The organism is Synergistaceae bacterium, from assembly GCA_012728235.1.
Taxonomy (GTDB): Bacteria; Synergistota; Synergistia; order Synergistales; family Synergistaceae; genus JAAYFL01.
In genome coordinates, this window is sequence record JAAYFL010000022.1 from 1 (window position 1) to 12,360 (window position 12,360).

The 12,360-nt window shown below is 40.0% G+C and carries 11 protein-coding genes and 2 tRNA genes; 1 reads left to right on the forward strand and 12 read right to left on the reverse strand.

Annotated features, from left to right (window positions below; translation table 11 throughout):
* Positions 1–208 precede the first annotated feature (208 nt).
* A complete protein-coding gene (locus tag GXZ13_01665) occupies positions 209–1,372 on the forward strand; it encodes a pyridoxal phosphate-dependent aminotransferase (protein NLX74549.1) in 1,164 nt (387 codons plus the stop codon).
* Positions 1,373–1,455: 83 nt separating this feature from the next.
* Here GXZ13_01665 and GXZ13_01670 read toward each other — a convergent pair whose 3' ends face one another.
* The 12 genes from GXZ13_01670 to GXZ13_01725 all read right to left on the reverse strand — a co-directional run bounded on the left by GXZ13_01670 (position 1,456) and on the right by GXZ13_01725 (position 12,213).
* A complete protein-coding gene (locus GXZ13_01670; protein NLX74550.1) occupies positions 1,456–2,457 on the reverse strand; it encodes an isocitrate/isopropylmalate dehydrogenase family protein in 1,002 nt (333 codons plus the stop codon).
* Positions 2,458–4,407 (reverse strand): aconitate hydratase, encoded by a 1,950-nt coding sequence (locus GXZ13_01675; GenBank protein NLX74551.1) that lies wholly within the window; start codon positions 4,405–4,407, stop codon positions 2,458–2,460.
* A gap of 21 nt (positions 4,408–4,428) precedes the next feature.
* Positions 4,429–5,790, reverse strand: a complete 1,362-nt coding sequence (locus GXZ13_01680; GenBank protein NLX74552.1) for a 2-isopropylmalate synthase — start codon at positions 5,788–5,790, stop codon at positions 4,429–4,431.
* Positions 5,791–6,124: 334 nt separating this feature from the next.
* Positions 6,125–7,348, reverse strand: coding sequence for a tRNA adenylyltransferase (locus GXZ13_01685; GenBank protein ID NLX74553.1), 1,224 nt, complete (start codon positions 7,346–7,348; stop codon positions 6,125–6,127).
* Between the two features lie 111 nt (positions 7,349–7,459).
* Positions 7,460–8,017 (reverse strand): ribosome recycling factor, encoded by a 558-nt coding sequence (gene frr / locus GXZ13_01690; protein ID NLX74554.1) that lies wholly within the window; start codon positions 8,015–8,017, stop codon positions 7,460–7,462.
* Between the two features lie 28 nt (positions 8,018–8,045).
* A complete protein-coding gene (locus GXZ13_01695; protein NLX74555.1) occupies positions 8,046–8,765 on the reverse strand; it encodes a UMP kinase in 720 nt (239 codons plus the stop codon).
* Between the two features lie 74 nt (positions 8,766–8,839).
* Positions 8,840–9,436: a translation elongation factor Ts gene (gene tsf, locus GXZ13_01700; GenBank protein ID NLX74556.1), complete on the reverse strand. Its 597-nt coding sequence runs from the start codon at positions 9,434–9,436 to the stop codon at positions 8,840–8,842.
* Position 9,437: 1 nt separating this feature from the next.
* Positions 9,438–10,289 (reverse strand): 30S ribosomal protein S2, encoded by an 852-nt coding sequence (rpsB, locus tag GXZ13_01705; protein NLX74557.1) that lies wholly within the window; start codon positions 10,287–10,289, stop codon positions 9,438–9,440.
* 164 nt (positions 10,290–10,453) lie between these two features.
* Positions 10,454–11,308 (reverse strand): GGDEF domain-containing protein, encoded by an 855-nt coding sequence (locus GXZ13_01710; GenBank protein NLX74558.1) that lies wholly within the window; start codon positions 11,306–11,308, stop codon positions 10,454–10,456.
* A 178-nt stretch (positions 11,309–11,486) separates the two neighbouring features.
* Positions 11,487–11,575: transfer RNA gene (locus tag GXZ13_01715), tRNA-Ser, on the reverse strand.
* Between the two features lie 25 nt (positions 11,576–11,600).
* Positions 11,601–11,693: transfer RNA gene (locus GXZ13_01720), tRNA-Ser, on the reverse strand.
* Positions 11,694–11,748: 55 nt separating this feature from the next.
* Positions 11,749–12,213 carry a nucleoside deaminase gene (locus tag GXZ13_01725; GenBank protein ID NLX74559.1) on the reverse strand — a complete coding sequence of 155 codons (465 nt, stop codon included), beginning with the start codon at positions 12,211–12,213 and terminating at the stop codon, positions 11,749–11,751.
* Positions 12,214–12,360 lie beyond the last annotated feature (147 nt).

Here is a 12,360-nt window from a genome sequence, read left to right on the forward strand (position 1 = left end):
ATCCATAGCAACTCCTCCATTCCGCCCACTTGGGTATAGTAGTATCTTAACTAATATTAGTTTAACATTTTCCAATAAAAAACGATAGGCCGAAGAACTGATTTGTGTGGAAAGTTAATTTGAAAAATCTTATGCATGTTGACTATTATCACTTCAAGCATATAATTGTTTGTTATAATTCTTAAATAAAATAGATGGAGGAGAAAAAATGAAGCTATCAAAAAGAATACTTTCCATACTTCCTTCTGCCACAATGGGTGTCGCTGCGAAAGCAAGTGCACTCAAAAGTGAAGGCAAACCGGTAATTTCATTCAGTTTGGGAGAACCCGATTTCGACTCCCCAAAAAGCGCTTTAAATGCTGCCATAGACGCTATAAACAGAGGTGAAACACACTACACTCTAAGTTCAGGAATAACAGAACTTCGCAAGGAAATTTGCAATTACTATAAAAAACGCTTTAACCTAGACTATGAAGTCTCTGAAGTCATTGTTTCATCGGGAGCAAAACCCATTCTTTACGAAGCCATACAGACACTTGTAGATCCGGATGACGAAGTATTGCTCTTTGCCCCCTCCTGGGTAAGCTACGTTGAGCAGCTTCATTTGACAGGTGGAAAAGAAGTTTTGGTAGACACCATTACAACCGATCTGATCCCGACTAAAGAAGCCCTACAAAACGCTCTTTCTCCAAAAACAGTAGGTATAATTTTAAACTCTCCTTCAAATCCATCCGGAGCAGTTTATGACGAAAAAACCATGAAAATGATTGCTGACTTTGTCAGAGAAAATGACCTTTGGATTATTTTTGACGAAATATATGAACGTCTTACATATGAACCTGCAAAACATGTGAATATTTTAACCGTAGCTCCCGATCTTAGGGACAAAGTAATAATCATCAACGGAACCAGCAAAGCTTATGCCATGACAGGCTGGAGAATAGGTTATGCCTTAGGCCCCAAGGCGGTTATATCAAAAATGGGCACTTTACAGGACCACTTAACTTCCAATGCCTCATCAATCGCACAGTGGGCAGCTTACGGAGCAATCAAAGGCGGCGAAGAAGATATTAAAAACATGCTTGAGGCTTTCACGGAGAGAAGACAAGTAATACTTAGCCTCATTCGTTCAATGCCACATGTAAAAGTTAAAGATCCGGAGGGAGCGTTCTATGTTTTTGTAGACGTACGCGACTGCCCCATATCGGACGACCTTGAATTCTGCGATAAATTATTGGAAAAGGAATTTGTCGCTGTCGTACCGGGAACCGCATTCTACGCACCCGGATTCATTAGAATTTCCTATGCGACTTCAATGGAAAATATAAAAGAGGGAATGTCGCGACTTAAAGAGTTCTTAGAAGAACTTTAATAACCCTAAAAATAAAAAGCCCCGCATTCAACACGAATGTGGGGCTTTTGTTATATAGTGTTAATTTTTTAAATTGTTTTCTATTAGTCCAAGTTTTTTATTATTAAATCCGTATATTCGTCCGTGGTGAGCTTCCCGCCCAAATCGCAAGTCTTGCACTCTTTAATCTCCAAAGTTCTTTTTAGTGCTCTTTCAATTCTGTCAGCGCTTTCATTTTCTTTGATATGCCTTAACATCATGATCCCCGACAGAATAGCGGAAGTCGGATTAGCCATATTTTTACCCTTGATATCTGGTGCAGTACCGTGAACCGGTTCAAAAACGGCAATCTCTTTTCCTATATTTGCCCCCGGTGCAAAACCCAATCCTCCAATAAGACCAGCCGTCAAATCTGAAAGTATATCTCCGTAAAGATTCGGAGCAACTATAACGTCATATTCCTGAGGAGTTTGAACCAACTTCATACACATGGCATCAATTATTACATCTTCAAATTTTATGTCGCTATATTCTTTTGCTATCTTTCGACCACAATCTAGAAAAAGTCCGTCGCTTAACTTCATAATATTAGCTTTATGAACTAAAGTGACCTTCTCTCTATTCTGAATTCTCGCAAGCTCAAATGCGTGTCTGCATATTCTTTCACTAGCTTTTCTGGTTATTATTTTTATTGCTTCAGCAGCATCTTCACCCACCATATGTTCGACACCGGAATAAAGACCCTCTGTATTCTCTCGCACTATAACCAAATCTATATCATCATAAAGGGCTTTCACTCCTGAAAAAGACTTGATCGGGCGCACGTTTGCATACAGATCCAGCTCTTTTCTGAGAGCAACGTTTACACTCCTGAACCCCTTCCCGACATGTGTCGTAGTGGGACCCTTTAACGCTATTTTCTTCTCTTTGATCTTAGCTATTAATTCACCGGAGAGAGGTGACCCACAAGTTGCGATAGCTCCTTCTCCCATCTCTGATATGTCCCAGTTAACATTAACGCCTGCTGCCTCAATAATCTTTGCCGCGGATGATATTACCTCTTCCCCAATCCCATCCCCGTGAATCAGTACGATATCATGAGACATTTACTTCACTCCCTGTGCTGATTTATCTCTGTTTTGTTTTTTTATGAAATTTAGAAGTCCGCCCATTTTCAGCATATCTCTCTGTCTTTCGGTTATGTCAATGTTGAACTTGTATTCAACGTTTTTTGTGACATTCCTTACAATTATATGGTCATTATTTATCTGTTCGTCTATGTTAGCTATCTCCAAATCATCAAGGAGATCTATTTTTGTATAGTCTTCTTTATCGTCAAACAGGAGAGGAATAATTCCATTGTTAATCAAATTCTGTCTGTGAATTCTCGCAAAGGACTTTGCAAGAACGGCTCTAATTCCCAAATAAAGAGGCACAAGCGCAGCGTGCTCTCTGCTGGAGCCCTGTCCATAATTTTCTCCGGCAACCACGAAGCCTCCGCCATGCTCTTTGGCTCTCTTTGGAAAGTTCGCATCACAGGGAGTCAAACAGTAATCCGAAAGATAGGGAATGTTTGATCTGAAAGGCAGGAGTTTTGCTGTTGAGGGCATAATATGATCTGTTGTTATGTCATCTTCAACTTTTATCAGAACCTTGCCATTGATGTCATCTTCAAGCTCTTTCCCCAGTGGGAATTCCTTTATATTGGGACCTTTTATGACTTCCACTTCTTCCGTTGTACTTGCCGGTTCGATAACTAAATTATCATTTACCAAGAATTTATCAGGCATAGGAATGTTTAAATCAGGGACATGATTGCGTGGATCTACAACATATCCGGCCAATGCCGAAACAGCAGCAACTTCCGGACTGACAAGATAGACATTTGCAGATACAGTACCTGATCTTCCCTTAAAGTTCCTGTTAAATGTTCTGAGACTCACGGCATCAGTGTTTGGTGCCTGTCCCATCCCTATACAAGGGCCGCAACCTGATTCCAAAATCCTCGCTCCGGCATCTATGAGATCCGCAAGTGAACCATTCTCGGCCAACATGTTTAAAACCTGTTTAGAACCGGGAGATATTACCAGAGACACATGCTCTGCCACTGTTTTCCCTTTTAAAATTTTTGCTACTTTCATTAAATCAACATATGAAGAGTTAGTACAGCTGCCGATTGCCACCTGATTAATTTTTTTATTTTCTAATTCAGTAACGGGAACTACGCTGCCCGGACTGTGAGGACAGGCAGCCAACGGCACAAGTGCGTTTAAATCTATTACAATGCTTTCCGAATAATGAGCTCCCTCATCGGCTAAAATCTCTTTATAATCCTTTTCACGCCCCTGTAACTTTAAAAATTCATGAGTTCTTTCATCAGACGGGAAAATTGAAGTGGTCGCACCCAATTCCGCACCCATATTTGTAATAGTGGCTCTCTCGGGTACGGACAAAGTTTTTACTCCCTCTCCCCAATATTCGAAAATTCTGCCTAAGCCGCCTTTTACACCGCATCTTCTCAAAACTTCAAGAATTATATCTTTAGCTGATACTGCCGGATTCAATTCGCCCTTCAGCTCAACTCCGACAATTTTGGGCATATTAATATAATATTCTCCGCCTGCCATGGCAATGGCGACATCCAACCCACCGGCTCCTATTGCCAACATTCCTATACCTCCGGCAGTAGGAGTGTGGCTGTCCGAACCGAGCAACGTCTCCCCCGGAACGGCAAATCTCTCCAGATGAACTTGATGACATATGCCATTTCCCGGTTTAGAAAAATAAACTCCATGTTTTTTTGCCACTGTTTGAATAAATAGGTGATCATCAGCATTTTCCGGACCTGCTTGAAGCATGCCATGATCAATATATGCAAGAGACTTTTTTGTTTTTACTCTATCGACTCCCATAGCTTCCAACTGTAAATATGCCATAGTCCCGGTCGAATCTTGCGTCAAAGTCTGATCGATTCTTAACGCAATTTCACTTTTCTCTGTCATATCACCTGACACGATATGATTTTTTATTGCTTTCTCAGCTACTGTCAACTTCATACTTCTGCCCCCAACTTTTATCTAACTACATTTAGTTTTTTTGTGCTCACGAGCACTTGAAAGTAGAATATGTGGCAAATGTTTTTCAACCAGTGCTCTTAACTCCCTATTTTTTATACAGGTAGTCCTGCCACCTTCATATTCTTTGTCAATCCAAGCTTTTAGGGGAACTATTTTGCTGTCCGCCTTACCTAGTTTACTCTCCTCAGGCAATTTGTAATAACTATTTATCCAAGTTGCTATTCCCGCCAAGCCAGAATAGGAGTTAATTGACACCAAAGGTATTTTATCCAATATTTTCTCTGTATCAAAGCTGTTGTATATCTCTTTGTGCTTTAACAATCCGTCGGCATGTATACCAGCTTTGGTTAAATTAAACTCGCTTCCTATAAATGGAGCTTTCGGAGGAATTGTAAGTCCGATCTCATTTTCAAAGTACTTAGCTACCTCAGAAATTATTTTAAGGTTCATTTTTTTCGTATTTCCTCTTATCTGAGCATACTCAAATATCATTGATTCCAACGGAGAGTTCCCCGTTCTTTCTCCTATCCCCATTAGAGTTGAGTTTGCTGAAGAACCTCCATACAACCAACAAGCAGTGGCATTTACTACTCCTTTATTGAAGTCATTATGACCATGCCACTCTATCGACTCAGCCGGAACTCCGCACTCTTCTCTCAGACACTTCACAATAGCAGGTACAGATCTCGGCAGTGCTGCATATGAAAATGGCACACCGATGCCCAGCGTGTCACACGCTCTTATCTTTACTTGCATTCCATACTTTTCTGAAAGTTCCATAAGGTTAGAGGCCAAGGGCACTACAAAGCCAGGAAAATCCGCTCTTGTAACATCCTCAAGATGGCATCTGGGTATTATACCATTTTTTAAGGTTTCTTCTGCTAAATCCAGATAATGATTCATAGCTTCCTGTCTACTCATGCCAAGTTTATGGAATATATGATAGTCTGAAATAGACATAAGCATGCCTGTCTCTTTTATGCCCAGTTCTTTTACCAACTCAAGATCAGCTTTATTGGCTCTTATCCAAGATGTAATCTCCGGATATCTGTATCCCCTATCCATACACTCTTTGAGAGCCGCTCTATCTTTGTCGGTGTAAAGAAAAAATTCTGTTTGCCTTATTATTCCTGAATCATTGTCCAGCTTGTGCATATAGTCAAAAAGGGTGGTAATCTCTTCCACTGACATTGGTCGCAATGACTGTTGACCGTCTCTAAATGTAGTATCAGTAATCCAGATATCATCCGGAATATCAAGTGCATGCTGTGCGTTAATAAATTTTATTTTCGGTATCTCGTCAAAGGGGAACTGCTCCTTAAAGTAGTTCGGCCCCGGCTCCTTTATGGCTTTAAAAGTCATATGAGAACACTCCTTTTCCTAATAAAATAAACGACCCATGCATCTAATACTACGGTCGTTCTTCTATAAAATATAGTTCATTTATTTTAGTAATATTAAATTTTAGTAAATTAATGTTTTTTAATATTTAGAAAACTCTAATTTTTTGTTAAAAAAAATATCGAGCTCTCGATACTATTTATAAACAACTGTATTCTAATAGATTTGAAAAGTTATATCATAAATATAAAGCTTAGTCAAATAAATCGAGGGGTTCGATGGGGTATTTTCCCGCCCAAATTAATAAAATAATAGACTTAAATTGCGATATCCCTACCTGAAAAACAAACTCTTTTTAAACTAGCTCTTTGTAAGCTTCAACTTCTCTTTGGCGTACCCATTCACCAATTTCTGCTCCTTTTAACCCTTCTGGGATTTTATAATTTCGGGCTGATGAGATCGCTTTCATATATTTTTCATAATTTGTCACGAAGTCGATATTTTCCTTTGGATTTAATGCTCTCATAACTGCTAAAAACCCATCATGTCCTATCGGATTTTTTGACAGACGTATCAAGAAATCCACTATTTCATCCGCTTCTGTTATCCTGTAAACCCTATTCAGTCCTTTTATTGTGAAATCGGCACATTTATACCAAAGTTTTGGCAAAGTCATTGTATTGTTTATTTCGTTCAATAACTGCAGCCCTTCTATTCCAAAATCATAGTTCTGTAATGAGGCTTCTCTTTCTGCCACAACATTTGAAATAGCTGCTATGAGTGCTGCAAAACGCACCTCAACTCTCGAATTCTGCCTTGCCGTTTCATCCAAAATCAACATTGCACTTTCAAAATTGTATTTCTCGAAATTATCCTTTCTAGCCCTTCTTTGCTCTGCTAATTTTGACAGATAAGGAAAAACGACGTTTAAAAGGTTGCTTTTTTCTAAAATCCTAAAATAAAGAGAAGGCTTATTCGTAGCTAATGCGATGGCCATCTCTTTTATTATTCTTTCTTTTGGTTCCTCTGAAAGCTCTCTTGCACAAAAGGACATCATTTCAAGAGTTCTTGCTTCGATTTCAAACCCAAACTGTGCAGACTGCCTAGCCGCCCGTAACGCCCTTACCGGATCATCCATGAAATGTTCAGAAGTGGCACGGATTATTTTATTCTTTATGTCGCGGCTGCCGAAGTATGGATCAATAAGAGAAGATGTTCGGAGATCCCATGCCATACTATTCATCGTAGTGTCTCGCCTATAAAGATCCTCTTCAATAGTCACATCCGGGCTAAATAACACAGAAAATCCAGTATAGCCTGAACTCGTTTTAACTTCAGTACGAGCAAAGGCGACTTCACGCTGTTCTCCTTCTATATCCAAAGTAAAGACGGGAAAAGAGTTGCCTATTTTTTTTGCTTCAGGAAACTTCTCTACAAAAGAGGACTCCTCAACTCCGACGACAGCATAATCTTTGTCGCAGGGCTCACAGTTCATAATCTTATCCCGCACCCATCCTCCGACCACATATACTTTGCCGCCTATTGATTCAATCAGCCTTAAAAAATCAAGCTCTCTCAAGTCTTTAAAACTCCCCTTTAAAACAGCATGTTTATGCTCTTAAGGCTCATAATAGCACAAAGGAGACGGATACACCGTCTCCTTTGTGTCATTAAAATATCAGCTATTTAATTAAATATCCATTATTTCTTTTTCTTTATTCGATGCCATCCCGTCTATTTTCTCAATATAAGAATCGGTATGATCTTGTACATCTTTTTGATACTTTTTCAAATCGTCTTCCGTTATATCTCCTGCTTTTTCCATCTTCTTTAAGCTCTCAATAACATCTCGACGGGTGTTACGTATTGAAATACGAGCTTCTTCTGCTTCTTTGTTCACTATCTTTGCCAAATCAACTCTGCGCTCCTGAGTTAACTCTGGGAGATTTAGACGAATTGATTCTCCGTCATTCTGAGGATTAATACCGAGTGAAGACATATGAATTGCTTTTTCTATAATGCTTATCGCAGTTTTATCCCAGGGTGTTATAAGGATTTGTCTGGCTTCAGGCACACTCACCGACCCCATATTCTTGATAGGAGTAGGAGTACCAAAATAATCAACCTTTATGTCTTCCACCAATCCTGTATGTGCCCTCCCGGTACGAATCCCTTGCAGGACACCTTTCAAATGCTCCAGTGTTTTCTCGTTTCGTGTTTTAATCTCGCCAAACAAATTCTGAGGCATTAATATCACTCCCTATTTATTTTAGTTCTTATAAAGACTCGTCTGTAACTATTGAACCCACACATTCCCCTTCAAGCAGTAGTTTGCGCAGATTGCCTTTTTTTAATACATCAAAGACGATAATGGGAATTTTATTGTCCTGACACAGGGAAAATGCCGCTGCGTCCATTATTTTAAGCTGTTTCGTTATTGCATCTATATAAGAGATCTTTGCATAACACTTTGCGTCAGGATAAGACTCGGGGTCCTTATTATATATACCATTAACTTTAGTTGCTTTCAAGACACAGTCGGCTCCTACTTCTGAAGCTCTGAGTGCCGCCGTTGTATCTGTTGAAAAATAGGGAGAACCAGTTCCTGCAGCAAATATTACTATTCGTCCCTTCTCCAAATGTCGAATGGCACGCCTTCTTATCACTGTTTCCGCAACCTGTCTCATCTCAATTGCAGATTGAACCCTTGTCGGCTGTCCCATTCTTTCTAGTGTATCTTGAAGTGCAAGAGCGTTTATTACTGTTCCAAGCATACCCATATAGTCCGCTTGAGCACGTTCAATCCCTGTCGCCTGTGAGCCTCGTATTATGTTGCCGCCGCCAACCACCATGGCTATGCCTACGCCCTCTTTTGCCACTTCAACAATCTGCTCGCAAATCCCATTGATAGCGTCATAATCTAGACCGAAATTAGCATCGCCCGCGAGTATTTCTCCGGAAAGCTTTAGCAGCACTCTCTTATACTTGAATTCCATTTAACAGATCCCTCTCTATTATGATTTTGGTTAGAAAAAAAGCGAGGGAAAATTCCCTCGCTTTAAATATTTAACTAAGCTTCTATCGAGAAGCGGGCGAAACGTCCGACTTGCATATTCTCGCCAATTTTTGATATGTTTTCTATGAGAAGATCTTTAATCTTCAAATCTGGATTACGAACGTACTGCTGTTCTAATAGACAGTTCTCTTCGTAAAATTTGTTAATGCGGCCTTCGGCAATCTTTTCAAGCATCTTTTCAGGTTTCCCCTCTTCAAGAGCCTGAGCCTTAATCACTTCTCTCTCACGCTCCAAAACATCTGCAGGCACATCTTCCGGCTTAATATATGTAGGATTTGATGCAGCTATATGCAATGCTATCTCGTTGCCGAGTTTTTTAAATTCATCGGTGCGTGCGACAAAGTCTGTTTCACAATTGAGCTCAAGAAGAACACCAAGCTTATTGGTATTGTGAATATAGCTAAAGACTGCTCCCTGTGATGCACTGCGACCAGCTTTTTTTGCTGCCTTGGCAAGTCCTTTTTCGCGAAGCAAATCTACTGCCTTTTCGATATCTCCCATACATTCTACGAGAGCTTTTTTACAATCCATCATACCGACAGATGTACGTGCACGAAGTTCAGATACAAGTGCTGCTGTAATTTCAGCCATACTAATTTTTCTCCTTCCAACCCTTTTGTTCTTCTAAAACTTTTACTGTCGTTTTATCTTCATCCTCAATAACTGCGTCAAGTGCTTCCGGTACAACCGGCTGTTCGTCAGCTACTTCGGTTTCTTCTTCAACTGAATCTTCAGCTATAGTCTCACTAGCTTTTGCGTCAACTCCCTGGCGGCCTTCTATTACTGCATCTGCCATGAGACCGACAATAAGCTCAATGGCTCTTATTGCGTCATCGTTGCCTGGAATGGGATAGTCGATAAAATCAGGATCACAGTTTGTGTCAACTATTGAGACAACAGGAATACCCAATTTATGAGCTTCTGCTATAGCGATTGTTTCACGTCTGGGATCTATAACGAAAATTGCATCGGGGAGAGACTTCATCTCTTTTATTCCCGCGAGATATTTTTCAAGCTTTGCAAGCTGTTTCTGTAGCTGTACTATCTCTTTTTTAGGATACTTGTTGATTGTACCGTCTTGTTCCATTTGCTGGATCTCAACCATACGTGCAACACGGCTGCGGATAGTATCAAAGTTGGTAAGCATACCGCCTAGCCAACGCTGTGTTATATAAAACTGTCCACTTTTGATTGCCTGTTCTTGGATTGCATCCTGAGCCTGACGTTTTGTACCTACAAAAAGAACGTTGCCGCCCTGCTTGGATACTTCACGTATGAAATCGTACGCTCTTTCGAGGCCTCTGACCGTCTTCTGAAGGTCAATGATGTAAATGCCGTTTCGTTCTGTGAAAATGTAAGGTTTCATTTTCGGATTCCAGCGTCTTGTCTGATGTCCAAAATGCACACCACATTCAAGAAGCTGTTTCATGCTTACTACTGCCATTTTTATTCCCCCTGTTTTTTCCTCCAGATGCTTCTTCTCGTTGAACGACCCTAAGGCAACTGTTCCGCGATCGACATCTGTGTGTGATATTCACCGCCCATCAGTATATCATTACTTCTATGCTTATTGCAAGTACTTCTACTTAATGGACTATTTATTTATGCTTATTGTTTTTTTGTACTCTCCTGTAACCTGTTGAAATACTTTTCTGCCGACTCATCCTGATCGCGTGCAACAAGATCTGTTTTAACTGAAACGCCAAAAGACTCTCCATCTTTCTCAAAAACTAAAGACCTTACTAAATCTTTTATTTTTTTCATTACTGTTTCTACTTCTTTAAGATACTCATTTTGATAAAAGAGAGCAAAATTATCACTTTCTAGACGTACTGCGAAACTTGTAGGCGGTTCGACCAAACTAAACAGGATGGCCGACACTCTTTTTAGCACCTTATCTCCCATGGCATGTCCATAATTGTTATTTATAGACAACAGGCCAGTTATATCTACAGTAATAGCTGAAATAAAGACGGTATTATCATCTGACAAATACTTCTGCAACTGATCCAACGCATATTTTTTATTGTAAAGTCCGGTAAGAATATCTCGAACCGCAATTGCGTTGAACTTATCTATCACTTTTACGGCTTCAGTTTTATCATTATTGAATTTGTTTGCAATAAACATGCTGTCTGTTACGTCTTTTACAATCTCAAGAGAATATTTATCTCCATTTAAATGAATGGGCACGGAAAATATTAAATAGACTGTGTCATGAATGAACTCCATTTTAAAATACTGTTTTTGTTCGTTGCAGGTGTGAGCGGATACGCAGTTCTGACAAGGACCACCACGCTCCCATATATCGTGGCAGGATTTTCCAGTCTCAAACAATTCACCTTCAGGCGTCAAACCTAATTCTTTATGTGTAATTGGGTCTACAATTCTATACATATCAAAAAGTTCTTCAGGCAAAGAATAAGGCCTTAATATTTCATTAATTTTTTCAATAGGAAACATCTTTTATCCTCTTTTCTCACATAAGTGAAAGCAGCAAAACACAAAAAACGTCTGTCCGGTTAACTTAATGCTCAGCCTTATCTTTTAATTATTTAAATAGTTGTAGGGATATAAAAGAGTAATCATGTGTCCATTATAATGGAAATTCCATAAATATTGTACAAGAAGTTAAGAAAAATGGCGGAGAGTAGAGGATTCGAACCTCTGGCGGCTCATCACCGCAAACGGTTTCCAACCGTTCACCATCGGCCTCTCGGACAACTCTCCGCATGTATTTGAATATGTATACTTCTGGCGGAGAGGGTGGGATTTGAACCCACGTGACGGCTCATCACCGTCAAAACGATTTCGAGTCGTCCGCCTTCGACCACTCGGCCACCCCTCCAGTTTGGGGAATTTAACTTAGGCATTATATACTATCAGATTATCACTGTCAAAAATTATAATCTCTTTTTACGTTTTTTGTGAAAGAAATCCTGAAGCATTTTGGAGCATTCCTCTTTCAGTATGCCTTCCTCTACCAAACAGTTATAAGCAAGTCGCTTGTCTCTTGGAATATCATAAAGTGTCCCCGCAGCACCAGCTTTTGGATCTCTAGAAGCATAGACTATCTTTTTCATACGGCATTGAACGGCCGCTCCGGCACACATTACACAGGGCTCCAAAGTTACATATAGAGTGCAGTCATCAAATCGCCAACTGTCAATGCTCTTTGCAGCTTCGCTCATTGCCAGCATTTCTGCATGAGCAAAGGGAGAGTTATCTATTAGGCGTCTGTTAAAACCCCGCCCTATTATTTCTCCTTCGCGAACTACGCCCGCACCCACGGGAATCTCTCCCATAGTGGCAGCTTCTTGAGCCAGAGAGTAAGCCTCTTTCATAAACTTCAAATCATTACTATCCATTTAAACAACAGCTCCATGCAAAAACATTCTCATGTTTGTAGAGAATACAAATTTATTATAGCTAATATTATAGGAAAAACCATCTCCTTGAACACGCTTCAACTAATTAGAAACAAAAAAGAGGAGCCGAAGGCCCCTCTTTTATTC

Excerpts from the sequence above, each read along its gene's own strand:
- GXZ13_01665 (NLX74549.1), top strand. The coding sequence starts at position 209 with ATGAAGCTATCAAAAAGAATACTTTCCATACTTCCTTCTGCCACAATG.
- GXZ13_01670 (NLX74550.1), bottom strand. The coding sequence starts at position 2,457 with ATGTCTCATGATATCGTACTGATTCACGGGGATGGGATTGGGGAAGAG.
- GXZ13_01675 (NLX74551.1), bottom strand. The coding sequence starts at position 4,407 with ATGAAGTTGACAGTAGCTGAGAAAGCAATAAAAAATCATATCGTGTCA.
- GXZ13_01680 (NLX74552.1), bottom strand. The coding sequence starts at position 5,790 with ATGACTTTTAAAGCCATAAAGGAGCCGGGGCCGAACTACTTTAAGGAG.
- frr (NLX74554.1), bottom strand. The coding sequence starts at position 8,017 with ATGCCTCAGAATTTGTTTGGCGAGATTAAAACACGAAACGAGAAAACA.
- GXZ13_01695 (NLX74555.1), bottom strand. The coding sequence starts at position 8,765 with ATGGAATTCAAGTATAAGAGAGTGCTGCTAAAGCTTTCCGGAGAAATA.
- tsf (NLX74556.1), bottom strand. The coding sequence starts at position 9,436 with ATGGCTGAAATTACAGCAGCACTTGTATCTGAACTTCGTGCACGTACA.
- rpsB (NLX74557.1), bottom strand. The coding sequence starts at position 10,289 with ATGGCAGTAGTAAGCATGAAACAGCTTCTTGAATGTGGTGTGCATTTT.
- GXZ13_01710 (NLX74558.1), bottom strand. The coding sequence starts at position 11,308 with ATGTTTCCTATTGAAAAAATTAATGAAATATTAAGGCCTTATTCTTTG.
- GXZ13_01725 (NLX74559.1), bottom strand. The coding sequence starts at position 12,213 with ATGGATAGTAATGATTTGAAGTTTATGAAAGAGGCTTACTCTCTGGCT.